This window comes from Methylobacterium sp. 37f (assembly GCF_023093475.1).
In the GTDB taxonomy this organism is placed as follows: Bacteria; Pseudomonadota; Alphaproteobacteria; order Rhizobiales; family Beijerinckiaceae; genus Methylobacterium.
In genome coordinates, this window is record NZ_JAGHKN010000002.1 from 183,672 (window position 1) to 209,197 (window position 25,526).

24 protein-coding genes are annotated in these 25,526 nt (G+C 71.1%); 13 read left to right on the top strand and 11 right to left on the bottom strand.

Annotated elements, in window-relative coordinates; translation table 11 throughout:
- Positions 1–12: 12 nt before the first annotated feature.
- From J7U37_RS02285 to J7U37_RS02310, 6 genes are all read right to left on the bottom strand, one after another.
- Positions 13–819 (bottom strand): urea amidolyase associated protein UAAP1, encoded by an 807-nt coding sequence (locus tag J7U37_RS02285; protein ID WP_247634693.1) that lies wholly within the window; start codon positions 817–819, stop codon positions 13–15.
- 103 nt (positions 820–922) lie between these two features.
- On the bottom strand, positions 923–2,296 hold the full coding sequence (glnT, locus tag J7U37_RS02290; RefSeq protein ID WP_247634694.1) for a type III glutamate--ammonia ligase: 1,374 nt from the start codon (positions 2,294–2,296) through the stop codon (positions 923–925).
- Complete coding sequence (locus J7U37_RS02295; RefSeq protein WP_247634695.1) at positions 2,280–3,083, bottom strand: creatininase family protein; 804 nt, start codon at positions 3,081–3,083, stop codon at positions 2,280–2,282. The genes glnT and J7U37_RS02295 overlap by 17 nt, the downstream gene beginning before the upstream one ends.
- Positions 3,083–4,018 carry an ABC transporter ATP-binding protein gene (locus J7U37_RS02300; protein ID WP_247634738.1) on the bottom strand — a complete coding sequence of 312 codons (936 nt, stop codon included), beginning with the start codon at positions 4,016–4,018 and terminating at the stop codon, positions 3,083–3,085. The genes J7U37_RS02295 and J7U37_RS02300 overlap by 1 nt, the downstream gene beginning before the upstream one ends.
- Entirely contained in the window at positions 4,018–5,001 is a 984-nt protein-coding gene (locus J7U37_RS02305; RefSeq protein WP_156375952.1) for an ABC transporter permease, read from the bottom strand. Before J7U37_RS02305 ends, J7U37_RS02300 begins: the two co-directional genes overlap by 1 nt.
- 89 nt (positions 5,002–5,090) lie before the next feature.
- Positions 5,091–6,104, bottom strand: a complete 1,014-nt coding sequence (locus J7U37_RS02310) for an ABC transporter substrate-binding protein (protein ID WP_056180233.1) — start codon at positions 6,102–6,104, stop codon at positions 5,091–5,093.
- 105 nt (positions 6,105–6,209) lie between these two features.
- On the opposite strand from J7U37_RS02310, the gene nikR reads away from it, so the two are divergent.
- On the top strand, positions 6,210–6,707 hold the full coding sequence (nikR, locus tag J7U37_RS02315) for a nickel-responsive transcriptional regulator NikR (RefSeq protein WP_056180230.1): 498 nt from the start codon (positions 6,210–6,212) through the stop codon (positions 6,705–6,707).
- Between the two features lie 7 nt (positions 6,708–6,714).
- Here nikR and J7U37_RS02320 read toward each other — a convergent pair whose 3' ends face one another.
- Together J7U37_RS02320 and sseA are read right to left on the bottom strand one after the other, a co-directional pair.
- Positions 6,715–7,569, bottom strand: a complete 855-nt coding sequence (locus J7U37_RS02320) for an urease accessory protein UreD (protein ID WP_247634697.1) — start codon at positions 7,567–7,569, stop codon at positions 6,715–6,717.
- 10 nt (positions 7,570–7,579) lie between these two features.
- Positions 7,580–8,428, bottom strand: coding sequence for a 3-mercaptopyruvate sulfurtransferase (sseA, locus tag J7U37_RS02325; RefSeq protein ID WP_247634698.1), 849 nt, complete (start codon positions 8,426–8,428; stop codon positions 7,580–7,582).
- 205 nt (positions 8,429–8,633) lie between these two features.
- Here sseA and J7U37_RS02330 point away from each other — a divergent pair, with 205 nt between their 5' ends.
- The 4 genes from J7U37_RS02330 (at position 8,634) to J7U37_RS02345 (ending at position 10,782) form a co-directional block, all read left to right on the top strand.
- A complete protein-coding gene (locus J7U37_RS02330) occupies positions 8,634–8,939 on the top strand; it encodes a hypothetical protein (RefSeq protein WP_247634699.1) in 306 nt (101 codons plus the stop codon).
- 135 nt (positions 8,940–9,074) lie between these two features.
- A complete protein-coding gene (locus tag J7U37_RS02335; RefSeq protein ID WP_056180219.1) occupies positions 9,075–9,329 on the top strand; it encodes a hypothetical protein in 255 nt (84 codons plus the stop codon).
- A gap of 16 nt (positions 9,330–9,345) precedes the next feature.
- Positions 9,346–9,729, top strand: coding sequence for a hypothetical protein (locus tag J7U37_RS02340; protein ID WP_247634700.1), 384 nt, complete (start codon positions 9,346–9,348; stop codon positions 9,727–9,729).
- A 201-nt stretch (positions 9,730–9,930) separates the two neighbouring features.
- Positions 9,931–10,782: a prephenate dehydrogenase/arogenate dehydrogenase family protein gene (locus J7U37_RS02345; RefSeq protein WP_247634701.1), complete on the top strand. Its 852-nt coding sequence runs from the start codon at positions 9,931–9,933 to the stop codon at positions 10,780–10,782.
- A gap of 8 nt (positions 10,783–10,790) precedes the next feature.
- On the opposite strand, the gene J7U37_RS02350 is transcribed toward J7U37_RS02345, so the two are convergent.
- Both J7U37_RS02350 and J7U37_RS02355 read right to left on the bottom strand, forming a co-directional pair.
- Positions 10,791–11,981: a GNAT family N-acetyltransferase gene (locus J7U37_RS02350; protein WP_247634702.1), complete on the bottom strand. Its 1,191-nt coding sequence runs from the start codon at positions 11,979–11,981 to the stop codon at positions 10,791–10,793.
- Positions 11,978–13,408 (bottom strand): oligosaccharide flippase family protein, encoded by a 1,431-nt coding sequence (locus tag J7U37_RS02355; RefSeq protein WP_247634703.1) that lies wholly within the window; start codon positions 13,406–13,408, stop codon positions 11,978–11,980. Before J7U37_RS02355 ends, J7U37_RS02350 begins: the two co-directional genes overlap by 4 nt.
- A 444-nt stretch (positions 13,409–13,852) precedes the next feature.
- On the opposite strand from J7U37_RS02355, the gene J7U37_RS02360 reads away from it, so the two are divergent.
- From J7U37_RS02360 to J7U37_RS02375, 5 genes are all read left to right on the top strand, one after another.
- Positions 13,853–15,352, top strand: a complete 1,500-nt coding sequence (locus tag J7U37_RS02360) for a DEAD/DEAH box helicase (protein ID WP_056180208.1) — start codon at positions 13,853–13,855, stop codon at positions 15,350–15,352.
- A 255-nt stretch (positions 15,353–15,607) separates the two neighbouring features.
- Entirely contained in the window at positions 15,608–15,793 is a 186-nt protein-coding gene (locus tag J7U37_RS02365) for a DUF1508 domain-containing protein (protein WP_056180205.1), read from the top strand.
- A 163-nt stretch (positions 15,794–15,956) separates the two neighbouring features.
- The gene (locus J7U37_RS02370) at positions 15,957–16,253 is read left to right on the top strand and encodes a hypothetical protein (protein WP_056180201.1); all 297 of its coding nucleotides are present in this window, start codon (positions 15,957–15,959) and stop codon (positions 16,251–16,253) included.
- Between the two features lie 185 nt (positions 16,254–16,438).
- Positions 16,439–16,570 carry a hypothetical protein gene (locus J7U37_RS25060; RefSeq protein WP_282103519.1) on the top strand — a complete coding sequence of 44 codons (132 nt, stop codon included), beginning with the start codon at positions 16,439–16,441 and terminating at the stop codon, positions 16,568–16,570.
- A gap of 169 nt (positions 16,571–16,739) precedes the next feature.
- The gene (locus J7U37_RS02375; RefSeq protein ID WP_056180198.1) at positions 16,740–17,135 is read left to right on the top strand and encodes an acyl-CoA thioesterase; all 396 of its coding nucleotides are present in this window, start codon (positions 16,740–16,742) and stop codon (positions 17,133–17,135) included.
- Between the two features lie 28 nt (positions 17,136–17,163).
- On the opposite strand, the gene J7U37_RS02380 is transcribed toward J7U37_RS02375, so the two are convergent.
- On the bottom strand, positions 17,164–18,312 hold the full coding sequence (locus J7U37_RS02380) for a putative zinc-binding peptidase (protein ID WP_056180195.1): 1,149 nt from the start codon (positions 18,310–18,312) through the stop codon (positions 17,164–17,166).
- 472 nt (positions 18,313–18,784) lie between these two features.
- Between J7U37_RS02380 and J7U37_RS02385 the strand changes: the two genes are divergently transcribed.
- The 3 genes from J7U37_RS02385 to J7U37_RS02395 are packed head-to-tail and all read left to right on the top strand — an operon-like array spanning position 18,785 to position 25,499.
- Complete coding sequence (locus tag J7U37_RS02385) at positions 18,785–22,069, top strand: transglutaminase family protein (protein ID WP_247634704.1); 3,285 nt, start codon at positions 18,785–18,787, stop codon at positions 22,067–22,069.
- On the top strand, positions 22,066–24,585 hold the full coding sequence (locus tag J7U37_RS02390) for a circularly permuted type 2 ATP-grasp protein (protein WP_056479992.1): 2,520 nt from the start codon (positions 22,066–22,068) through the stop codon (positions 24,583–24,585). Before J7U37_RS02385 ends, J7U37_RS02390 begins: the two co-directional genes overlap by 4 nt.
- Positions 24,582–25,499, top strand: a complete 918-nt coding sequence (locus J7U37_RS02395; RefSeq protein ID WP_247634705.1) for a transglutaminase family protein — start codon at positions 24,582–24,584, stop codon at positions 25,497–25,499. Before J7U37_RS02390 ends, J7U37_RS02395 begins: the two co-directional genes overlap by 4 nt.
- Positions 25,500–25,526 lie beyond the last annotated feature (27 nt).

The following is a 25,526-nucleotide window of genomic DNA, read 5'->3' on the forward strand; positions in this document are numbered from 1 at the left end:
CGTCATCTCCCCTCAGAACCCGGCCCGGGCGTTGTTCTCGAAACCCCGCACGGCCTCCGGCGTGGCCGTGCGGCACAGGTCGTCGGCCCCCGGGATGGGCGCCCGGAAGCGCGTGACCTGCACCGGGTTCGGCGCATAGGTCGGAGCCGGATCGAGGGGATGCGGGCAGTTCGACAGGGTGACGGTCAGGTCCATCTCGGCACGCAGGTCGACGAAGTCGCCGGCCCTGCGTCCGGCCTCGTTCCACACGAGGCGGCCTTCCGGCCCGACGCCGACGGGCGCGAAGACGCTGACCAGGGCCGGGATGTCGCGCCGGTCGAGCCCAGCCTTCAGGGCGGCGAGGACGAGGTTGTCGCGGGTGTTGCGGTGGGGGCCGCCGGGATAGCGCGCGGCGTTGGACGCGGCGTTCGACCCCCCGGCCAGCGAATCGTGGGCGCCGCAGGAATCCTCCGTCAGCGCGAGCATCACCCGGCCCATGTCGGAGAACAGAACCCGGCCCTTCTGCAGGGCGGTGGTCCACTGCACCTTGACGGTGTCGGCGTAGTTCAACCGCTCGGACGGGTCGGCCGCGCTCCAGGCCACCAGGGCGACGCTTGCCGGGCCGTGCGCGAGGGCGATGCGCAGGGCTTCGCCGCGCGCCAGATGCGTCGTCCAGTACCAGCCTCCCGGGATGGTCTCCACATGGAGGGCCGCGCCGGGGAGCGGCAGCCCGTGCGGGGAGGGCGGCGGCAGGGCGCGGGGCGCCTGATTCTGCCCGGCGCGCTTCAGCGCTTCGTAGCGCTGCCGGTACGCGGCGATCGTCTGGTCTGTGGTGGTCATGCCCGTTCCTCAAACGTCCGCCGGGTCGTCCCGGCCGATGGTGAGCCCTGTTCGCGGGGCCGGGTCGTCCCGGCCGGGCAGGTGAGGGGGTTTCGGAGGGCGCCTAGAACAGGTGGCTGTAGCGCTCGATCTCCCAGGCGCTGACGGTCAGATGATAATCCTGCCACTCGGCGGTCTTGTAGCGGATGAACTCGTCGCGCAGGGCCTTGCCCAGGGTCCGTTCCACCAGGGGATCGGCCGCGAAGGCCTCCACCGCCTCCATCAGGGTCTGCGGCAGGAAATCGATGCCGCGGGCGGCGCGCTCGGCGTCGGAGAGATCGTAGAGATTGTCCTCGTTCGGCGCGCCGGGATCGATCCGCTCGCGCACGCCCTCCAGCCCGGCGGCGAGCACCAGGGCGGCGGCGAGGTAGGGGTTCACGGCACCGTCCGCGTTGCGGCTCTCGCAGCGCCCGCCGCCGGCCGGCACCCGCACCGAGTTGGTGCGGTTGTTCGAGCCGTAGGAGTTGAACACCGGCGCCCAGGAGAAGCCCGCCATCGCGCCCTGGCGCACGAGGCGCTTGTAGCTGTTCACCGTCGGAGCGAAGGCGGCGCAGAGGGCGCGGCCGTGCTTCAGCACGCCGCCGATGAAGTGATAGCCGGTCTCGGTCAGACCGAGGCCGCGCGGATCGGTCGAGGGGTCGCACGCGAAGGCGTTGCGGCCGGTCTCGCGGTCGAACAGCGACATGTTGAAATGGGCGCCGTTGCCGGTGCGGTCGGCGAAGGGCTTCGGCATCATGGTGGCCAGCAGACCCTCCTCCTTGGCGTAGTGCTTCGCCATCATGCGGAAGAAGGTCAGCCGGTCGCACATGGTCAGCGCATCGGCGTAGTTGAAATCGAACTCGAACTGGCCGCAGGCATCCTCGTGGTCGAAGGAATACAGGTCCCAGCCGAGGTCGTTGATCGCGGTGGCGACCTTGTCGAGCCAGGAGAAGTTGTCGGTGAAGCCGCGGACGTCGTAGCAGGGCTTCACCAGCTTATCGTCCGGCACCGGCGTGTGCAGCGAGCCGTCCGCCGCCTGCCGCAGCAGGAAGATCTCGCACTCGATGCCGAGGTTGAAGCCGAAGCCCATCGCCTCCGCCTGGGCCAACACGGATTTCAGCGCGACACGGGTGGAGAGGGGGTAGGGCTTGCCCTGGAAGGTGAGGTCGGCCGGGGTCCAGGCCAGCTTCGGCTCCCAGGGCAGCTGGATCACGTGGGCGAGGTCCGGCACCGAGGCCAGTTCGTCCTCGTTGGGGGCCTGGCCGAGGCCGTCGAGGGCGTAGCCGGTGTAGCGCTCGGAGCCGGCGGCCATCTGGGGCAGGTGGTCGATGGGCACGACCTTGGCCTTCTGGGCCCCGTGGATGTCGACATAGGCGCCGATGACGTATTTCACGCCCTTTCCCCGCAGGTCGTCCTGCAGCGCGCGGATATGGGGATCGATGTCAGTCGTGTGAGCCACGGGCTCGCTCCTCTGGACCGGATGGGTCGTCGGGTGGGGACAGGGGCGGTGTCTCGGCGAGGCCGCGCCGGACGAGAGCGGCGAGGTCCGCGACCATCCAGCCGAACAGGCGCTCGCCCTCGGCGAGGCTCGCCTGCGACGGACGGCCGGTGACGCCGTTGCGGCTGGTGCGGTTGACCGGGTGGGCGAACACCAGCCCCTCGGTCCGGTCGGGATCGTCGGCGGCCGTGATCCGGTCCGGGCGGACCAGGGCCGGGGCGGTCGCCATCATCAGCGCGGTCTCGGCGGCATTGGCGTGCCAGTCGGCGGCATCGGCAAAATGGGCCGCGCGCACCCGCTCGCTGATCGTCGCCGAGTTCACCAGGGCGACCATCAGGTCGTCATGAGCGGCGCGCAGCATCTCCAGGGCACAGCGCAAGGGGGCCGCGTTGGTGACGTGGGCGTTGACCAGGAACAGGCGCCGGACGCCCGAATGATAGGCGGAGGTGCCGATCTGCGTCACCACCTGGGTTATCACCAGGGGATCGAGGGTGATGGTGCCGGGCCAGCGCCGGCTGTGGCCGAGCGAGCAGCCATAGGGCAGGGTCGGCAGCACCGGCACGCGGGTCTGCGCCGAGACCGCGTGGGCGAGGCGCTCGGCCAGCACGAAATCCATGCCGCAGCCGAGATGCGGTCCGTGCTGCTCGGTGGCGCCCACCGGCAGGATCGCGGCCTGCGACGCGGCCGCGAGGTCGCCCGGGATCTCCTCCCAGGTGCGGTCGGCCCAGAGCAGCGCGGAGGCGTCCATCACTCGACCTCGTCGCCGGCCGGCGCCATGCGGGTGACGAGGGCGGTGGCGGCGGGCTCGTCGGCATCGGCCTCCGCCTCGTCCTTCGCCGGGTGGATCAAGGCGTCGAGCCGGGCGCGAGTGGCGCGGAATTCCGGCCCCAGCATCTGGTCCGGGCTGCGCGGGCGCGGCACCGGCACCTCGATGAGTTCGGCCACCTCGCCCGGATGCGCCTTCAGCACCAGGATGCGGTCGGCGAGGTGCACGGCCTCGTCGAGGTCGTGGGTGATGAACACGATGGTGATGTCGATCTTGCGCCAGATCTCGATGAGGTAGGCCTGCATTCGGGCCCGCGACTGGGTGTCGAGGGCCGAGAACGGCTCGTCCATGAGGAGGATGCGCGGCCGGGTGGCCAGGGCGCGGGCGATGGCGACGCGCTGCTTCATCCCGCCCGAGAGCTGGTGCGGGTAGGCGTCCGCGAAGGCCTCGAGGCCGATCAGCGCCAGCCATTGCCGGGCCTCGCGCTCGGCCTCGCGCCGGGGGGTGCCGTTCTCCTCCAGGCCGAAGGCGACGTTGCGCAGGACGCTGAGCCAGGGGAACAGCGTGTAGCCCTGGAACACCATGCCGCGATCGGCGCCGGGGCCGGAGACCGGCACGCCGCCGACCCGGACCACGCCGGAACTGGCCGTCTCCAGCCCGGCGAGAATGCGCACGAAGGTGGACTTGCCGCAGCCGGACGGGCCGACCACGCAGAGGAATTCGCGCCGGTGGGTGACGAGATCGATGCCCCGCAGGGCCGTGGTCTCGCCGCCGGCGGAGCGGAACACCTTGCCCAGCCCCTCGACGCTCAGGGCCACGTCCCGGCTCTTCAGCTTGGCGAAGCGCGCCCGCACCGGCTCGCATTGGGTGCGGTAGTCGCAGGGCTCCACCGGCAGGGGAATCGTGCTCCCGCGCATCATGCCTCGCTCCGATCGTAGGGGAACAGCCGGCGCCCGATCCACGCCAGGGCGAGGTCGGTGGCCGATCCGACGAGGCCGATGACGAGGATCGCCGCGTAGACGTTGTCGAAATGCTGGTAGCGGGCCTGCTGCGTGATGAAGAAGGTGATGCCCGACGAGGTGCCGATCAGTTCGGCGACGATGAGGTAGGTCCAGGCCCAGCCCAGCAGGATGCGCTGGTCGCGGTAGAGCTGCGGCAGCATTGCCGGCACGATCACGCGGCGGATCAGGCGGAGGTTGCGCGCCCCGAGGGTCAGGGCGGCCTCGATCAGCAGCGGCTCGATCCGCCGCGTTGTATTGGCGATCACCAGCACCTGCTGGAAGAAGGTCCCGATGACGATGATGGCGATCTTCGGCCCGTCATAGATGCCGAGGATCGCCACCATCAGCGCCCCGAAGGCGGGGGCCGGCATGTAGCGGACGAACTCGATCACCGGTTCGGTGAGGCGGGCGAGCGTCGGCTGCGCTCCGCACAGGATGCCGAGCGGCACGCCGACCACCGACGAGAGCAGGAAGCCCCACACGATGATCTGGATCGAGTGCCACAGGCTCAGGGGCAGGCGGATCGCGTCGCGCTGGGTCGGCGTCGCGGTGAGGGAGGTCCAGAGCGCCGCCGCGACGGCGTGGGGCGTGGGCAGGTAGACCGGGTTGGCGGGAATGCCGACAGGCGCCGCGCCGTTGGCGGCCCCCGCGCGCGCGACCTCCTCCGCGAAGGCGGCCTTCGGCACCCGCATGCCGGGCTCCATCCAGGCCACGTCGCCGGGCTCGGTCACCTCCACCAGGGGATGCCACAGGAACGGCACGTAGGAGACCGCCGCCCAGGCCAGGACCGGCAGCAGGAAGGAGAGCACCGCCAGCACGGTCCGGCGCCGGGTCGAGAGCGGCCGGGCGACCCCGATCCAGGAGCGGCGCCGGGCGCCGGTCCGCACCGGCGCGGCCATGGCCTGCTCCGGTCGGGCACGGGTCGCCTCCGCTGGCGCGCCGGCCACCGGAATGGGGCGCTGCCTCTCGTCGCTGCGCGGCGCGGCGCTCATTTGCCGTCCGTCAGCGCCGGATCGATGTAGCCCTTCACGTCCTGTGCGGCCTTGTAGACCTCGTACCGGACGTTGAAGGCGTCGGCGTAGCGGCTCGACCCGTAGAGCGAGCCGAAGCCCTCGGCATCGGCCATCACCTTGCGGCCATCGGCCAGGGTCAGGAGCCGGGTGCCCTTGAGGAAGCGGGTGAAGGTCGCGGGCTCGATGCCGACCTTGCCCGCCATGATGGCGACGGCGTCGGCCTGGGTCTTCGGGTCCTGGATGTAAGCGACCACCTTGTCCCAGACGGCCACGAACTTGATCCAGTCGGCGCGGCGGGCGGCGAGGCTCGCGGGCGTCACCGTGACCACGTCGTAGATCAGGCCGGGCTCGTCGGCGGAGGTGTAGAGCGGCCGGGCCCCGGCGGCGCCCTTCATCGCCTGTCCGGCGATGGGCTGCCAGGCGCCGATGGCCGACACGTCCCCGGAGGCGAGGACCTGGGGCGTCTCGTTGGTCTTGACGTTGACGAAGGTGACGTCGGTCTCCTTCAGGCCGATCTTGTTCAGGCCGTTGATGAGGAGCAGCTGCTCGACGAGGCCGACTTCGAGACCGACCTTCTTGCCCTTCAGCTCGGCCAGCCCCTTCACGCCCGGCTTGCCGACGATCATGTCGTTGCCGTTCGAGTAGTCGGTCAGCATGATCATGACGTTTCGGGCGCCATTGCCGCCCATCACGAGGGCATCGCCGTTGGTGCAGGTCACGGCGTCGAGCTTGCCCGCCGAGAAGGCATCCATGGAGGCGGAGTAGTCGAACCACTCGAACGTGACGTCGAGGCCGGCCTGCTTGAGCCAACCCTTTTCGATGGCGACCTGCCAGGCGACCCAGCCGGGCCAGTCGCTGTAGCCGATGCGCAGGGGCTCGGCGGCGTAGGCGGGTGTGACCGGGCCGGGCAGCACTGCGAGCAGGCCCAGGGCCATGAGGCCGCCGGCGACGTTCCTGCGGGTGGCGGCGAGAACCGAGGACAGGCGCATCTGTGATCTCCAGGGCGCGTAATACGATCAGTGGAAATCGTAATACCGACGGGATTTCACGGATACAAAAGCCGTGCCAGAGTGGGCGGAGTGGGAGGAAATCAGATGTCCGACAACGCAACCGCGGCGACCGGCCCGGAGGAGGCCGAGGGGACGCGCAAGCGGCCGGTGAGCCGGATCAGCCTGTCGCTGTCCGAGGACCTGCTCTGCGAACTCGACACCATGGTGGGCGAGCGCGGCTTCGCCAGCCGCTCCCAGGCGGTGGCGACGATCCTGCACCGCTCCCTGGTGGAGCACCGGCACGAGGTCGGCGACCGCGTCATGGTAGGCACCATCACGCTCTGCTACGACAACCTCGCCCATGGGCTGCAACAGCGGCTGGCCGAATTGCAGCGCCGCTTCATCGCCGAGGTGATCTCCTCGCTGCACGTGCACCTGATGCACAACCAGACCCTGGAGGTCGTGCTGGTGCAGGGTCCGGCCGACACGCTCCAGACCATCGCGGACGCGATGATCACCGAGCGCGGCGTCATTTCGGGCCGGCTCGAACTCGTGGCGGCTTTGATCCCGCCGATCCACCCGTTTCCCGGTGCGCCGGCGTGACGGCCCCTTAACTCTGCCAGACCCGGGGCAGGGGCCGTCCGCGATAGGCGATGAGGACGCGCTGGGCGACGCTCCGCAGGGCGTCCGGATCGCGGCCGAGGAGGCGCAGGACGAGGTGGCCGTTCCAGGCGCTGGCCGCTGCCGCGACCCCCTCCGCCCCCGCCGCGTCGAGAAGAGCGCGGGCCTCGTCCAGCCGGCCCTCCGCCGCGGGCGAGACGTCGAGCATCGTCGCCATGGCGCGGGCGCCGTTGCCGATGGCCGCCCGGGCGAGCTGGTCCGACACCGCGCCGTCGAGGCGCAGGGAATCGGCATAGACGAGGCGCCCGGCGCGGCGGATGCGCCAGGTGTCGGAGAGGTGGCCGCGCGTGATCGCCTCGTTGCGGGCGGTGCGCCCGAAGGTGACGGCCTCGAAGGCGAGGAGATGCGCATCCGGCGCCAGATCGGCCTCGAAGCGGCGCGCCAGGGCGGACCGGTCGAACAGGATCGTCTCCTGTGGCAGGTGCGCGAGACGGGCGCCGGCGCCGAGCGTGACCCGCGTCTCGAACCGGCTCACCGGGCCGTCGGAGCGGTAGACCTTCTCGGCGGCGGTGGTGGTCAGGGTCAGGTCGGCGCCCGCCTCGGCCTCGATGGTGACGCGAAAGACGTCACCGCAGGCGATGCCGCCGGCGGTGTTGAGCAGCACCGCCTCGCACGGCCCCTTCGGCCGGCGCGGCAGGCGCAGGCGCAAGGGGCCGCCCTCGCCGATGTCGAGGATGCGGGTGTCGTGCCCGTCCGCGCAGGCGACGCGCAGGTGGATCCGCCCCTGCGAGCGTTGCCGCTCCGGCGCGGCGACCGGGCACGCCGGAGGGTCCGGGTTCAGCAAGGCGGAGGCTTCAGGCCGGGCCGGTGGCGACGGGACGCTCGGGGTCCGAGCCCCATTCCGACCAGGAGCCGTCGTAGAGGGCACGGGGGGGACGCCCTAGGGTCTCGAGGGCCAGTCCGACGATGGCGGCGGTGACGCCCGAGCCGCAGGTGGTGACCACGGGCTTGCCCACGTGGACGCCGTTCTCGGCGAAGACCGCGCGCAGAGCCGCCTCGTCCTTCAGGCGCCCCCCGCTCTGGAGCGCGGAATAATGGACGTTGCGGGCGCCCGGCATGTGGCCGGGGCGGACGCCGGGGCGCGGCTCCGCCTCCTCGCCGCGGAAGCGCGGGCCGGAGCGGGCATCGACGACCTGGGCATTGCCGGTGTCGAGGGCGCGGGCGATGTCCCCGGCCTCCGCCACGGCGCCGTTGTCGAACCGTGCGGTGAAGTGACGGCGGGTGCGCAGCCGGCCCTCGCCTTCCTCGACCGGATAGCCCGCCGCGACCCAGGCCGGGAATCCGCCGTCCAGGATCTCGACGTCGCGGACGCCGTAGGTCTTCAGCATCCAGCGCACCCGCGGCGCCGAGAACAGGCCCATCCCGTCATAGACCACGAGGTGGGCGCCGTCGCCGATGCCCAGAGCCCGCATGCGCGAGGCGAAGACCTCCGGGCGCGGCAGCATGTGAGGCAGGGCAGAGGTCTCGTCGCTCATCGTGTCGATGTCGAAGCGGATCGCGCCGGGGATGTGCGCGGCGAGATACTCGGCCCGGGCGTCGCGGCCCTGGGCCGGCAGGTACCACGAGCCGTCGAGGATCACGATGTCGGGCGCGCCGAGCCGGGTGTGGAGCCAGTCTGCCGTGACAAAGGGCGTCGTCGCCATGGGGTTCTCTGTTCGATGCGGCGGAGGGCTCCGCCGGGAAACGGCTTCCCGCCGGACTGCGCCTCGGGTCAAGCGGGAGGCACCACCAAATCACATCCGGCGGCGTGTTGCACGCCTTGCGGACCGGGCGGCGATCTGAACCGGCCCATCCCGCACCGCGTTGACGGGGTACGATCGATCCCATCCGGTTCAGGAGACCTCGCCAATGCGTCACCTCCCACTCGCCCTCGCCACCGCCGCCGCGCTCACCCTCGGGGGCGCCGCCCAGGCTCAGTCGACCGCACCGGGTGCCGGTTCGGGCAGCGTCGGAAATTCTGGCACCGTCGGCAACTCCGGCACAGCCGGCAGCTCGATCGGCAGTCCCGCCGCAGGCGGCATCGGTGGATCGCCCGCGACCACCGGGACGGCGCCCGGTGCCGGGGCCGTCCGCAACCCGAGCGCCGCCCCCATCCCGAGCGCCGGCCGGGGCATCGGGCCGGGTTCGGCGCCCACCGGCACCCCGGCGCGCTGAGCCGACGCGCCGGACCGCGTGCGGGCCGGGCCGACAGGCCCGGCCTTTTTCGTCGCAGCCGAGCCGGCGCCGGTGCCAAGGACCGGCGCCTGTGCGTATGGATGGTGGAGACCAAGCCAGCCGGATGGAGCCGTCGTGAACCCGCGCGAGACCTACCACATCGAAGTCCTCGCCTCCGAGGACGAGGCCGGGGCGCGCGGCGAGGACCCGGTGCGCCAGCGCATCTCGGTGCGCACCGGCACCGTCGAGGCGGCCAAGGAACGGGCGCTGACGCTGTTCGCCAGGGCCCGTGCCCCGCAGCGCTCCGGCGCTCCGGCCGAGGCGGTGCGGGTTATCGACGGGGCCGGCACGGAGGTGTTCCGCTGGAGCCGGTACGACGAACCGGCCTGACGGGGAGCGATCGGCCATGCCCACCTCCCGCCTTCGCGCCCTCGTCCATCCGGGCCTCCTGATGCCCGGCCTCGTCCTGCTGTTCGCCGCCCTGTTCCTGCGCAGCTACACGGTGCCGCCGGCACCCGACCGGCGCGGCGGCACCGCGGTCTCGCTGGCCTGGCCGAACCGGCCGTTCTTCGGAAGCCCCCGGGCGGACTGCCTCGGCCTCCCGGCGGACGAGCCCGTCATCGCCTGCCTGATCGGCTCGGTGGCACGGGCGCGGGCCGATGGCCTCCCTCTGATGCAGTTCGGGTTCTGCGGGACCTGCTACGCCCTCTCGCAGCGAATCGCCGGCCTCGGACGCGACGAGGCCGCTATCCGGGCGCGCCTCGACGCGATCGCCCGCTTCGGCTGGTGAGGCGCGCCGGATCGGATTGACCGCGCCGGCGATCCCGCCCTAGAAGCTCGCACCATGACACCGTCGTTCCGCCCCGCCTCCTATTCGGCGCCGCACCCTTAGCGGCGCGGGGCTTGTCATGTCTCAACCGCTGCATCGTCGGCGGTTGATCTCTTCCTCAGGACCATCGTCGACGGCCCGGCTCCAACCGAGGTTCCGTCCGTGTCGTCCGCATTCCCCGCACACCTCCGTCCTCCCCTCGGCCTGATCGGCTTTGGGGCCTTCGGCCGCCTCATCGCCCTCCATCTGGCGCCGCATTTCGCGATCCAGGCCTACGATCCGGCCATGTCCGCGGCATCGGTCGACGACGTCACGCGGGCGACCTTGCGCGAGGCCGCCGGCTGTCCCGTCGTCATCCTGGCGGTTCCGGTCGCGGCGATCGCGGCGGTCGTGGCCGAGATCGGCCCGCACCTGCCTCCGGGCGCCCTCGTGCTCGACGTCGGCTCGGTGAAAGTGGCCGCCGCGAACGCGATGCGTGCCGGCCTGCCGGGTCACGTCGCGATCGTCGCCACCCACCCGCTCTTCGGTCCGCAGAGCGCGCGGGGCGGCATCCGCGGGCTGAAGATCGCGCTCTGCCCGGTGCGCGGTGGACGGCCCCGGCGGGTCGCCGCCTTCCTGCGCCGCCGGCTCGGGCTCGACGTCATCGTGACGACGCCCGAGGCACATGACCGCGACGCCGCCGCCGCCCAGGGCCTGACCCACCTGATCGCGAAGGTGATGGTGCAGATGGAGCCGCTGCCGACCCGGATGACCACGCGCAGCTTCGACCTGCTGATGCAGGCGGTGGCGATGGTGCGCCACGACGCGCCCGAAGTCTTCGAGGCGATCGAGCGCGCCAATCCCTATGCGGGCGCGGTCCGCCGCCGCTTCGTCGCCCACGCGGCACGTCTCGCCACCGACCTGTCGGAGGCGCAGGATCAGGAGGGGCAGAATCGGGAAGTCCAGGATGCGGATATCCAGGATCAGACCATCCAGGATCAAAACGTCCAGGATCGCGCGGTGCGCGCCGCCTGACCCCGCTCTCAGCCGCCCGGCAGGAAGCGGCGCAGGCGGTCGCGCCACGCCCTGAGGCATCGATTGGCCTCGGCGCGCCCGCGCTCGAGGCGGACCGCGAGGGCGAACAGCGGATCGCCGCTGCGGCTCTCCACGAGGATGTGAGCGAGGGGCAGCCGCCCGGTCCAGAAGGTCTCGGGCAGCGGATAATGCGGCGGCGCGCAGGAATCCGCCGTGGTGAGCGCCGGGTCGGCGGCGATGGCCTGCGTCAGGCGCTGGAAGGCGAGGGCGCCGGGCGAGTGCTTGGCCGCCGCGGCCGCATAGGAGATCTTGAGGGTCCAGACCTGCTCGCGCGTGACGAAGCTAACCAACGCCGCGAGGGTCCGGCCGTTCTGGCGAAGGCGATCGATGCGAGCACCGCCGCGCGCGCCGAAGCGCAGGACGAGGTCGCGCATCATCCGGGTCTGGGCCGCATCGCCCGCGATGGCGGTGCCGCGCGCGCCCTTCCAGCCCGCGCCCTCGAGCGCGATGTAATCGTCGAGGGCGGCAGGCAGCGCGGCGGGATCGCGGATCGTCTCGAAGGCGATCGGTCCGTCCGTGCTCAGGCGATCCCAGGCCTGGCGCAACTTGCGCTGCTTGCGGGATGAGAGATGCGCGAGATAAGCGGCGCGGGCTGCCGCGTCGCGGCCCGCCAGGTCGAGGAAGGCGCGCTCCTGCGGCCAGAACCGGGCATGGCGCAGCCGCCCTGCGGCGAGGCGCCCCCAGAGGAGATCCGCGAAGGGACCGGCGGTCGGCACGTGCGTCAGCATCAGGCGCGGCCCGAGGAGCCGGCTCAGGCCGAGGAACAGCGCATCCAGGGCGCGACCCGGCTCGGCGCCGTCGAGGAGCGGTGCACCGAAGACGCCGAAATCATGCATCCAGCCCATGACCAGGCTCACCGGCAGACCCCAGCGCCAGCGCCGTATCCGCACGGGCCAGACGGCCACGAGGCGCAGACCCGGCTCTTCGGGCGCACGGTCTCCCACCAGCGCCAGCTGCACGCCCTGCCCGAAGACCGCGGAGGCGGGACGCGCGTAATCGGGATCGTAGAACAGATTGTCGACCAGCGCCCGGTGGCCGAGGTCGCGCCAGGCCGCGATCCAGGGCGCGTCGTCGGTGATCGGGCGCAGGCAGACCACGAGCCCGTCCGGCGTGACCACGCTCGGCGCGGGTCGGCTCACGGGGTGGCCCTGCGGGAGCGACCCCTCCGGAGACGCGTCAGCAGATCGGCGACGCCGAGGATGTTGAACCCCCAGGCCGTCCCGGCCGAGACCAGGGCGAGGCAGCCGAGGCGGAGGCCGAGGGCGAGACCCGGATCGAGGGGGAGCCGCTCGAGCCCGGCGATCACCCCCGCACAGGCGAGCGCCAGCCCGCCGATGACGGCGAGGTCGCGCAGGGGCACCGGCATGCGGAAGCGTTCGCGGGAGCCGAGGATGAAGACGAGGCAGGCGAGGCCCTGGCCAATCGCCATGGCGATGGCCGCTCCCTCGACGCCGAGGCGCGGAATCAGCACCGCCGACAGGCCGCCGATGGCGATCAGCAGGGTCACCGACGCGATCGCGTCGAGGTGGCTCTTCTGGGTGAAATAGATCACCTGCCCGAAATAATACGACCGGAACATCTGCAGGATGCTGGCGGCGACCAGCAGGGGCGCCACCCGCAGGGCGGTGTCGCGGTAATCCGGCCCGAGCAGCAGGGTCACGAGGATGTCGTCGAAGGCCAGAAAGAACACGGCACCGAAGGCGGCGATCACCGTCAGCAGCCGGATGGCATCCTCCAGCACCGGGCGGGCGGTGGCGATACCGCCGTCGCGGGCATCGCGCTTGGCGATCGAGATCAGCGCCAGGGCGACGCTGTCGCCGAACACGACGAAGCTCTGGCGCAGGAAGTCGGCGAAGGCGCCGTAGGCGCCGAGTTCCGAGACGCCGATGCTGGCGCCGATGACGAGGCGGTCGGCCGTCTGGGCCAGGGCGGCGGCGCCGAACGAGAGCACCAGCGGCCAGCCATAGGCGAGAAGGCGGCGCGCCTCGGCCCAGCTGCCGCCGCCGCGCAGCAGGGCGCGAATGACGTAGAGCGTGGGCAGGGCCGCCAGCATGTTGGCGCCGGCGGTGGCGAGCAGGAGGGCGATGGCGCCGCCGCCGAGGAGGAGGGCGGTGCTGCCCAGTGCCAGGACCAGGACCGCGCGCATCACCACCGAAAGGGCGACGGCGCCGACCTCCAGGCGGGTGCGCGCAATCTCGGCGGCGCCCTCGAAGGCCATCATGCCGAACACCGCCGTAAAGATCGCGAGCGCCGACCGCGGCTCCAGCAGCCCGAGCCCGGCCGCACCGGCCGCCACCAGGGCCGCGAGGGTGACCATGCCGCCGAGCAGGCGCACCACGGTGCCGACCTGAACGGCGGCCCGGTCCTCGGCATAGAGGGCGAAGAACGAGAATTTCGGCCATTGGCAGGTGGCGCTGTAGAGCACCAGCGCCCAGGACAGCACCAGCAGGTAGAGCCCGAACACGTCGGTGGGCGCGAGCCGGGTGAACACCGCGAGAGCGCCCATGTTCAGGGCTGCGGCGACGCCCCGCGAGCCGACATAGGTGAGGGTGTGGCGCGCGATCATCCGGACCCGTGACCTGCCGGGCGGCCCGGCTCGGGATCAGAGGTAACACCCCACGGGTGCGGCGGCGTCAAATCATTCCGCATCCGGCTACTCCGTATCGGCTTCCTCCATTGGCGCCAGCGCCGCCGCATGCGTGGGCGGAGGACCCGCCCTGCGTGGGCCGCCGGCCAAGGTCGGCCACACGGATTGACTTCGCAGGCGCGAAGGCTCATATCGCAGGTGCAGCGTCAGCGGCCGTCATGGTTCCGCTTGAGAGGGCTGCGTGACGGATTGCCGGATCGCATCTGCGGCCCCCGAGCGACCTGAGCCCCTCTCTTCAACGTGCATGCACCCGGACTGCCCCAGCACGCGGGCGGCTCCAGCTCAACGGACCGACCACACTCTTCGACGTTTCCCCTCGCCACGAGGGCGTCCGGCACGGTCCCGCTGCCTGAAAGTACCTCCTTGACCCAATTCACCGATTTCGGCCTCGCCCAGCCCGTGCTGCGCGCCCTGGAAGAGGCCGGCTACAAGAGCCCGACCCCGATCCAGGCCCAGGCCATCGCCCCCGCCATGCAGGGCCGCGACCTCTGCGGCATCGCCCAGACGGGCACCGGCAAGACGGCGGCCTTCGCGCTGCCGATCCTGCACCGCCTCGCCGAGACCCCGCGCAAGGCGATCCGTCGCGGCTGCCGCGTGCTGGTGCTCTCGCCCACCCGCGAGCTGGCCAACCAGATCGCCGAGAACTTCTCCGATTACGGAAAATACCTGTCGTTCACCAACACCGTGGTGTTCGGCGGCGTCACCATCTCCCGCCAGGAGAAGGCGCTGGCCAACGGCGTCGACATCCTGGTCGCGACCCCCGGCCGCCTGATGGATCTCATCGAGCGCCGCTCGCTGACCCTCGAGGCCGTCGAGATCCTCGTCCTCGACGAGGCCGACCAGATGCTCGACCTCGGCTTCATCCACGCTCTCAAGCGTATCGTGAAGATGCTGCCGAAGGAGCGTCAGAGCCTGTTCTTCTCGGCCACCATGCCGAAGAACATCGCCAGCCTCGCCGACCAGTATCTGCGTGATCCGGTCCAGGTCGCGGTGACCCCGGTCGCCACCACCGCCGAGCGCGTCACCCAGGAGGTCATCTTCGCCCATACCGGCGCGAAGCAGGCCCTGCTCAATCACATTCTGCGCGATCCGGTGATCGAGCGCGTGCTCGTCTTCACCCGGACGAAGCACGGCGCCGACCGCGTCGTCCGCGGCCTGGAGAAGGTCGGGATCAACGCCTCGGCCATCCACGGCAACAAGTCCCAGCCGCAGCGTGAACGGGCGCTCGCCGCCTTCAAGGACGGGTCCTGCCGGGTGCTGGTCGCCACCGACATCGCCGCCCGCGGCATCGACGTCGAAGCGGTGAGCCACGTCATCAACTACGACCTGCCGAACGTGCCGGAGAGCTACGTCCACCGCATCGGCCGCACCGCGCGCGCCGGGGCGAACGGGCTCGCCATCTCGTTCTGCAACGACGAGGAGAAGGCCTACCTGCGGGACATCGAGCGCACCACGCGCCAGAAGATCCCCGTTGGCGCCTTCCCCGAGGGCTTCACCCCGCCGTCCCGCCAGGAAGCGGCCGACAACGCCCAGGCCGAGGAGCGCCGTCCGGCGCCGAACGGCCAGCGTCCCGGCCAGCGCCAGGGCCAGCGTCCGAGCAGCCGCCCGGGTGGCCGTCCCGGCCAGGGTCGTGGCTTCGACGGGCGTGGCGGCGAGGGTCGCGGCGGCGAGAACCGCGGCGGCGGACGCCCGAGCCGTCCCGAGGGTGCCGCCCGTCCCCAGGAGCCGCGCGGCGATCGTCGCCCGGCCAGCGCCGGCGAGGCCCGCACCGAGCCCCGTGGCGAGCGTCCCCGCACCCCGCGTCCGCAGGGCGGCGGCGAAGGCCGCGCCATCGGCTGGCTCGACCGCGGCCCGCGTTCCTGAACCCAGTCTCCTGACATCGTGATGCAGCGCCGCCCCGGTCCGCCGGGGCGGCGCTGTCATGTCCGGGACCCGCGTTGCAGCGAAGACATCGCTCAGCGGAGGCATTGCCAAGAGGCGACATTGCCAAGAGGCGACATTGCCAAGAGGCGACATTGCCAAGCGGAGACATTGCCAAGCGGAGACATTGCCAATGCGGTGCGTCTCGCCATTTCAGGGTGAGCCGGACGGTGCGTCCGGCCGCGTGGAGGCGGGACGATGCGGTTTGAACTCTACAGGGATTCTGCCGGGGGCTGGCGCTGGCGCCTTCGGTCTCAGAACGGAAACGTCATCGCGGATTCGGCGGAAGCTTACGTCCGCCGGGAGGATTGCGAACACGGGATCGCGCTGGTCAAAGGCAGTGCCGAGGCCGCTGTCGTCGACATGACGCTCAAGATTGCCTGAGGGCGTCGGCGCCCAATGCTTCGCAAGCCTTCGTTGACCATTACGGTCACGCTTGGGTGAGCCGAGGGAAACGCTTTCGGCGTTTGTGCGTTTTCTGCGTCCGGGCCTCGCGGACACGCGGGCACGGAATGTCGAGTCTCGACAGATCCAGGGAGTTGAAAACGTGCTGAGGAAACTCGTGCTGGCCGCGCTGCTGGCCCTAGGCTTCGCTGCCACGGCGCCGCAGGGCGCTTCGGCCGCCCCCATCGGCCCCGCCCTCGCCCTCCAGAGCGAGGCTGCCCCGGCCGCCGTACAGACCGTGCAGTATTACGGTTACCGCCGCCGCTTCTATGGCCCGCGTCGCTTCTACGGCCCGCGCCCCTTCTACGGCCGCCGCTACTATGGCCCGCGCCGCTTCTACGGCCCGCGTCGTTTCTATGGTCCGCGTCGCTTCTACGGCCCGCGCCGCTTCTACTACTAAGCGTCCCGAACCGGTCCCCTCCGGGGACGTCTGATCTTTTGCGGCCCGGCCTTCGTGAATCGAAGGTCGGGTCTCGTCGTTTAGAGCACTAAATTTCGCATCTCCGGGTGGGAAGCGACGCCATCCTGCGCTATACTGCCGAGCTGGAGACGATCCGCATCAGACGGCATCGCTCCCGAGGGAACATGATGAACGCCATCGCCGCCCGGCGCGCCTCCGCGCGCCCGATCTGGGAGTCGATCCCCCTCGAACTCCTCGTCTCGATCACCGCCGTGATCCTTGCGGGCGCGCTCAAACTGGCCGACCTGATACCCTGAGGCGGTGAAGCGCGGTCCGGCGTCTCTCCCGAGGAACGCTGTGCGGGGCGGGATCGGCCGCCACGCGGGCTGGCCCCCGGAATGCAGGCGAAACGGCGCGCGATTGGGCGTGGACGTAGGCGTGGACGTAGGCGTGGACGTAGGCGTGGACGTAGGAATGAGTGGGATCATGGCGGAAACCGAGGCGGTGCGGCTCCCGAGCGGCGACCTGACGGTGCGCACCATCGCGATGCCGGCGGACACCAACGCCAACGGAGACATCTTCGGCGGCTGGGTGATGTCGCAGATGGATCAGGCCGGGGGCATCGCGGCCGTCGAGCGCTCGCAGGGGCGGGCGGTCACCGTCGCGGTCGATGCCATGACCTTCATCCGCCCGGTGCGGGTGGGCGACGTGCTCTGCGTCTACACCCGGATCGCGCGCGTCGGCCGCAGCTCGATGAAGATCGAGGTTCAGGCCTGGGCCCGGCGCTTTCGCACGCAGTTGCGCGAACAGGTCACCGAGGCGACCTTCACCTTCGTGGCGATCGACGACGAGGGCCGGCCGCGTCCGCTCGAAACCGCCTGACCGAGCGCGGCGACGGTCGGACCGCGCCTCACGCGTTCGGGGCCGCCACCTTCTGGCGCAGGCCGGAAATCACCGCTTTAAGGATGTCGGCATCGGAATCGTTGCTGCCCATGCAGCGGACGGATTCGATGCGCTCATGCACGAAGGACAGCTTGGCGATCACCGCCGGCGTCAGCTTGAACGGGAACAGGGCCGGCTGGCCCATGCTGCGGCTGAGGGAATTCACCGCGTAGGTCAGGGGCAGCCAGGCCTCGACGATGCGGCTGAAATCCGTGGTCCGGTACGGGTCGAAATCGATCACCACCGGCTCGGCCGGGCCGTGGCGCAGGCGTGGGCGCACGCGCATCTCGAAGGTGCTGGCGGTCTCCAGGGTGTCGACGATGTGGAGGTACTGCGCCCAGGTCTCGGCGAAATCCTCCCACGGATGGGCCGTGGCGTAGGCGCTGACGTAGCCTTCCTCCCAGTCCGCCGGCGCTCCGTGCGCATAATGACGCTGCAGCGCCCCCGAGTAGTTCAGCCGCTCGTCGCCGAACAGCGACCGGAAGGTCCACAGGCTCTGGTCGAAGCGAACCAGCACATTCCAGAAATAATGCCCGATCTCATGGCGGAAATGCCCGAGGAGCGTGCGGTAATACTCACCGAACAGCATCCGCCGGCGCTCCCGCTCGACATCGTCGGCCTCCGCGATGTTGAGGGTGATGAGGCCGCTGCGATGCCCGGTGAGGACGGGCGGTCCGATCTGGTAGCTCTCGGAGGGATCGACCAGGAAGTCGAAGGCGAGGCCGGTGGTGGGGTTCTCGTCGCGGGTCATCAGCGGCAGATCGAGCCGCAGGAGCGAGTAGAACAGCCGGTGCTTGGCCGCCTCGATCTGGCGCCAGCGGGTCAGGTTCCAGGCGATCGAGAGATCCGGCACGACATGGTTGTGCCGGCAGGTGATGCAGTAGCGGTTCGGCGAATCCTCCGGCACCAGCCAGTTGCAGGCGTCGTGATCGGCGTTGGCGCAGAAGCGGTAGCGGCGTCCGGGATTGGCATAGGCGTGCCACAGGCCGCCCACAGGCTCCAGGGCCGACATCTCGTGGATCTCGCAGGCATAGCCCAGCCGGCGCTCGCAGCTCTCGCAATGGGTGCTCTCGAAGCTGATCGGCTGGTCACAGGCCTGGCACTGGAAGATTTTCATGGATTCGTCGCGAAACGCCTTTCCTGTCTGTCGATCACGCGTCGCATGCCGCCCGTGAAGGAACCCTCATAGCCTATTCGCGTGCGGCAGGGGGGCAAAGCATGGGCCGAGGGCGAAGTTCCTGTTCCCCGCACCGCATCGGGACTGCCGGCCGACCCGCCGGGGCAGGATGCCGGCAGCATACGGGAACACACACGAAGCGCCTGCGGTGCACGAAACTTGCTAGTCGATGGCGCCCGTACACGTCCTGGCTGCTTCCGGCCCGCCGGCGGCGGGCGCGGCGGGCGGGTCGCCCCGAAGGCTTGCAGCCCGGCGGGCCATCGCTCCGAAGGCCATCGCGTGCGGGTCGCCGTTCGCGTATGTCTCTGGTGAAGCTTCTTCCGGGTCACCGCAGGGTGGTGCCCCGTTTCTCCGCCGCCGGTGCGTGCCCCGCACATGTCCGGCGCCCTGTCCAGATACAGCGGGAGCCCCCGTGTCGATCAAAGCCGCCCTGCACCACGTCACCCACTACACCTACGATCGGCCGATCGCGCTCGGACCGCAGGTGATCCGCCTGCGCCCGGCGCCGCACACGCGCACCGCCGTGCCGGCCTATTCGCTCAAGGTCCTGCCCGAGAACCACTTCATCAACTGGCAGCAGGACCCGAACGGCAACTGGCTCGCCCGGCTGATCTTCCCGGAGAAGACGACCGAGCTGAAGATCGAGGTCGACCTCACCGCCGACATGTCGGTGATCAACCCGTTCGACTTCTTCGTCGAGGATTACGCCCAGGCCCGCGGCTTCACCTATGCGGACGACCTCACCGCCGAGCTGAAACCCTACCTCGTCCTCGACGACGCCATGGCGCCGGAAGTCGACGCGTTCCTGGAGCGCCTGCCGGCCGAGCCCAACACGGTACTGTTCCTGGTGGCGCTCAACGCCCAGGTGGCGGGCGAGATCACCTACGGCGTCCGCATGGAACCCGGCGTGCAGAGTGCCGCCGAGACCCTGACGCTCAAGAGCGGCTCCTGCCGCGACTCGGCCTGGCTGATGGTGCAGATCCTGCGCCGCATCGGCCTGGCCGCCCGCTTCGTCTCGGGCTATCTGATCCAGCTCGTGCCCGACACCACGGCGGTCGACGGCCCGGCCGGCACCACCACCGACTTCACCGACCTGCACGCCTGGGCCGAGGTCTACCTGCCCGGCGCCGGCTGGATCGGGCTCGACGCCACTTCGGGCCTCCTCTGCGGCGAGGGGCACATCCCCCTGGCGGCCACCCCGCACTACGCCTCGGCGGCCCCGATTTCGGGCCTCGCCGAGCCGGCGAAGGTCGAGTTCGGCTTCGAGATGTCGGTGACCCGCGTGGCCGAGGCGCCGCGCATCACCAAGCCGTTCTCCGAGGAGGTCTGGTCAGCCATGGACGCGCTCGGCGAGCGCATCGACGCCGATCTCGCCGCGCAGGACGTCCGCCTGACCATGGGCGGCGAGCCGACCTTCGTCTCCATCGACGACTTCGAATCGGCCGAATGGAACGCGGCCGCGGTCGGCCCGACCAAGCGCGGCCTCGCCGACAAGCTGATCCGGCGCCTGCGCACCCGCTTCGCCCCCGGCGGCATGCTGCATTACGGCCAGGGCAAGTGGTATCCGGGCGAGAGCCTGCCGCGCTGGGCCTTCGCCCTGTACTGGCGCCGGGACGGCGTGCCGGTCTGGACCGATGCCGACCTGATCGCCGCCGAGGACGGCCCGCGCGACGCGACCATCCACAAGGCCAAGGACCTGATCGACGGAGTCGCCAAGCGCCTCGGTCTCGGCGCCTACGTGTTCCCGGCCTTCGAGGACCCGGTCTACTGGACCGAGAAGCGCGACGAGCTGCCCGTCAACGTCACCACCGCCGAGCCGCATTACCCCAACCCCGAGACCAATGCCCGCATGGCCCGGGTGTTCGAGCGGGGACTGGGCGAGGCCGCCGGCTACGCCCTGCCGCTGGCCAGCCTGCCCACCGGCAAGGATGGGGATTCCGACCGGCTGTGGATCTCCGAGCCCTGGGAGTTCCGCCGCGGCCACGCCTTCCTGACGCCGGGGGACTCGCCCGTGGGCTATCGCCTGCCGCTCTCCGCTCTGCCCCACGTACCGCAGGAGCACTATCCCTACTACCAGCCGCAGGACACGCTCGAGGAGCGCGATGCGCTGCCCGAAAGCCATCCCGGCCCCGAGACCGTCAACGGCTCCGGCGTCACCGGCGTGGCCGTGCGGACCGCCTTCGCGGTGGAGCCGCGCGACGGCATCCTGCACGTCTTCATGCCGCCGCTGCAGCGGGTCGACGAGTACCTGGAACTGCTCGGCCACCTGGAGGGTGCCGCCGCCGAGTTGAAGCAGACCCTGCACATCGAGGGCTACGAGCCACCCTTCGACCCGCGCCTGAACGTCATCAAGGTCACGCCCGACCCCGGCGTGATCGAGGTCAACGTGCATCCCGCCCCGACCTGGCGCGACGCGGTGCGGATCACCACTGACCTCTACGAGGATGCCCGCCAGATCCGTCTCGGCGCCCAGAAGTTCATGACCGACGGGCGCCACACCGGCACCGGCGGCGGCAACCACGTGGTGCTGGGCGGCGCGACCCCCAACGATTCGCCGTTCCTGCGCCGGCCCGACCTGCTGAAGAGCCTGGTGCTGTACTGGCAGCGCCACCCGGCCATGTCCTACCTGTTCTCCGGCCTCTACATCGGTCCGACGAGCCAGGCGCCGCGCATGGACGAGGCGCGCCATGACGGGCTCTACGAGCTCGAGATCGCGATGGCGCAGGTGCCCAAGCCCGACGAGCCCAACATCCCGCGCTGGCTCGTCGACCGCATCTTCCGCAACATCCTGGTGGACGTGACCGGCAACACCCACCGGTCCGAGATCTGCATCGACAAGCTCTACTCGCCGGACGGCCCCACCGGCCGCCTGGGCCTGCTCGAGTTCCGCTCCTTCGAGATGCCGCCGGACCCGCGCATGAGCCTAGCGCAGCAGCTCCTCCTGCGCGCCATCGTGGCCTGGCTCTGGCGCGAGCCGCAGGCCGGCGGCTGTGTCCGCTGGGGCACGGGCCTGCATGATCGCTTCATGCTGCCCCACTTCTTGTGGGCCGACTTCCTCGGCGTGCTGGAAGACTTGCGGGCAGCCGGCTACGATTTCGACCCGGCGGCTTTTGTTGCGCAGCGCGAGTTCCGCTTCCCGGTGTTCGGGACGGTGGAGCAGGGCGGCGTCAAGCTGGAGCTGCGCCAGGCACTCGAACCCTGGCACGTGCTGGGCGAGGAGGGCGCGATCGGGGGCACCGTGCGGTACGTGGATTCGTCGGTGGAGCGGCTGCAGGTGAAGGTCGAGGGCTATGTCCCCGGCCGGCACATCATCGCCTGCAACGGCCGGCGCCTGCCGATGACCGGCACCGGGACCTCGGGCGAGGCGGTGGCGGGCCTGCGCTTCAAGGCGTGGCAGCCGGCCTCCTCGCTGCATCCGACGATCCCCGCGCACTCGCCGCTCACCATCGACATCCTCGATGCCTGGAGCGGCCGGTCGCTCGGGGGCTGCCGTTACCATGTCAGCCATCCGGGCGGGCGCAACTACGAGACCTTCCCGGTCAACACCTACGAGGCGGAGGGGCGTCGCCTCGCCCGCTTCCAGGCCCACGGCCACACCCCGGGCAAGATCGCGATGCCGCCGGAGGAGAGCAACCGCGAGTTCCCGATGACGCTCGACCTGCGCATGCCGGCCCCGCCGGGCGTCACGCCCCGATGAGCGAGGCGGCTACGGCGGAGAGACAGGGACGGGCCGAGCGCCTCGCGCGCTGGACCTCCGCCTATCGGCCGCAGCCGGGCGTGCCGGACGAGTTCATGGACCGCGATGGCCGGCCGAAGGGGGCTTGGCTACGCTTCCTCGACCGGCTCGGCGACCTCGACGAACTGGAGATCGGCGCGCGCTTCGTCTCGGCGGTGCGCCGTATCCGCGACACCGGCATCTCGTACCGGATCTACGGCGACAAGCGCGAGCACGCCTGGCCGCTCGGATCGCTGCCGCTGGTCATCGAGCAGGGGGACTGGGAGGCCCTGAGCGCCGGCATCGTCGAGCGCGCCGGTCTGATGGAATCGATCCTTTCGGACCTCTACGGCGCGGGCCGGCTCGTCGCCGGCGGCCTGCTGCCGGCCGCCGTGGTGGCGGGCAGCCCCGAATTCATGCGGCCGCTCGTCGGCGTCACGCCGCCGGGCGGGCGCTACCTCAAGCTCTACGCCGCCGACGTCACCCGCGGGCCGGACGGGCGCTGGCGCATCCTGGCCGACCGGACGCAATCGCCCTCCGGCCCCGGCTACGCGCTGGAGAACCGCCTCGTCCTGACGCGGGCCTTCCCGGACCTCCACGCCGATCTCCGGGTCGAGCGCCTCGCGGCCTTCTTCCAGGCGTTTCGCGATGGCCTCGCGGTGGGGGCCGAGCGCAGCGACCCGCGCATCTGCCTCCTCACCTCCGGGGTGTTCAGCTCGACCTATGTCGAGCAGGCCGCGCTCGCGCGCTATCTCGGCCTGCTGCTGGTGGAGGGCGACGACCTCGTGATGCAGGACGGCGCCCTGCATGTCCGCACCGTCTCGGGCCTCAAACGCGCCGACGTGCTGTGGCGCCGGATCGATTCGGACTACATCGACCCCCTCGAACTGAACCCGGGCTCCCGCCTCGGCGTGCCCGGCCTCGTGGAGGCCCTGCGCAACGGCAGCCTCGTGGTCGGCAACATGCCGGGCTCCGGCATCCTCGAATCCGGCGCGCTGGCCGCCTACCTGCCCGGCATCGCCCGACACTTCCTCGGCCGCGACCTGCAGATCGCCGGGCCGCGAACCTGGTGGTGCGGCGACCCGGATGCCCTGGCGCAGGTGCGCGACAACCTCGACGGGCTGAGCCTGCGCCCGGTGGCCACCCCGCCGAAGGGCGCGGTGCGCGACGCGATCCTGGCCCCGCACGCCCTCGATGCCGAGCGCGACCGGCTGCTCGCGGCCCTGCGCGACCGGCCCTTCGACTACGTGGCCCAGGAGACCATGCCGCTCGCCACCATGCCGGGCTGGGACCGGAGCGGCGGCGGTCTCAGGCTGGTGCCGCGCCCCTTCGTGCTGCGCGTCTTCGCGGCGGCGACTCCGGACGGCTGGCGCGTGATGCCAGGCGGCTTCTGCCGCATCTCGGAGCGGCCGGAGGTCGAGCCCCTGGAGATGCGCGCCGGCATCAAGTCGGCCGATGTCTGGGTGCTGTCGCGCGATCCGGTCGATACGGCGACGCTGATCCAGCCGGGCTCCGCCCGGGTGCGCCGCATCGCCGGCCACCTGCCGTCGCGGGCCGCCGACAACCTGTTCTGGTTCGGGCGCTACGTCGAGCGGGCCGAGGCGGTGATCCGCCTCGTCGTCGCCCATCTGGGCAGCGTCGGCTCCGCCGTCATCGCCGACATGGCGGGCGACGCCAAGGCCCCGACGGCCCTGCGCATCCGGGCGCTGCTCGACGAGTGGGGCGCCATCGAGGCCCCGAACCTGCCCACCGCCGCCCTGGCCCAGCAGGCGCTGAGCGGCGCGGACGCCTACGGCTCGGCCCTGCGCCACAGCCTGTCGGCCCGGGCCAACGCCGCAACCTTGCGCGAACGCCTGTCGGGCGAGGCCTGGCGGGCCCTCGCCGATCTCAAGGACCTGCTGGAGATCGACGCGGGCCACGTCCTGTCGGAAGCGGAACTGCTCAGCCTCGCCGAGCGGGCGCTCAGCCACATCGCGGCCCTGTCGGGTCTGGCGCAGGAGAATATGAACCGCACCGCCGGCTGGCACTTCGTCGATCTCGGCCGCCGCATCGAGCGGGCGATCAACACCTGCGCCTTCGCGACGCGCTTTGCCGGCGACGAGGCCACGGCGGAGGATCTCGGCGTGATGCTGTCCCTGTGCGATTCACACGTCTCGTTCGGCGCCCGGTACCTTCAGGGCGTGGCCCTGGACCCGGTGCGCGACATGGTGCTGCTCGATCCGTTCAATCCGCGCTCGGTGGCCTTCCAGGTCGAGGCGATCGTCCGGCATCTCGGGGAGTTGCCGGTCCTGCGGGTCGACGGGCTGCCCGAGCCGCAGCAGCGCCTCGCCGCCAGGCTCGCGGCCGAGTTCGCCACCGGCGAGGCGGCGGAGTTCGACGGCGCGGCCTTGACCCGACTCGAGAACGCGGTCGAGGGCCTCGCCGACGCCATCGCCACCCGCTACTTCCCCAACGGGCCGCACGCCCTGCGCCCCGAGAAGCTGGTGGGGCTCGCGTGATCTATACGCTGCGCCACCTCACCACCTACCGCTATGCCCGCCCGGTCCGCTTCGCCCGCTGCGCCCTGCGCCTGCGCCCGCGCGACGGCGAGGGCCAGACGGTGCTGGAGAGCAGCCTGACGATCGCGCCCGACCCGCACACGCGGGTGGTGCGGCGCGACTATTTCGGACTTGACGTGACCGTGGTGACGATCGACGCGCCCCATACCGAACTGCGGGTCGAGGCGCTGTCGCGGGTGCGCGTCGAGCGCGCGCCGCTGCCCGCCCCCGAATCCGGCCGCGCCTGGGAGCAGGTGCGCGACGAGTCCGTCACCGGACGCCGCCTCGGTCCCGACGAGCCGGTGCATTTCCAGTTCCCGAGCGTCCGCGTGCCCCTGGTGCCGGCTGTGACGGACTATGCCCGCGTCAGCTTCCCGCCCGGCCGCAGCGCCTACGGGGGCGCCGTCGATCTCATGCAGCGCATCCGGGCGGATTTCCGGTTCGACGCGAAGGCGACCACGGTCCACACGCCCCTCGCCGAGGCCTTCGCCCTCAGGGCCGGCGTCTGCCAGGACTTCACCCACATCATGATCGCGGGCCTGCGCGGGCTCGGCCTGCCGGCCGCCTATGTCAGCGGCTACCTGCGGACGATCCCGCCGGTCGGGCGCCCGCGCCTGCGCGGCGCCGATGCGAGCCACGCCTGGGTCTCGGTCTGGTGCGGCGACAGCTGGATCGGCCTCGATCCCACCAACGGCATCGGCATGTGCGACGATCACATCGTGGTGGCGCGCGGGCGCGACTACACCGATGTCTCACCCATCGACGGCATCGTCTCCTCGTCCGGTCCGCAGAAGCTCAAGGTCGAGGTCGACGTGGTGCCGGACGGCGAGCCGATGCCCGAGGCCGCCGCCGCCCCCCAGACCGTCCCGGCCTGAGCCGGTCCCCGGCGCACGCCCCGCAAG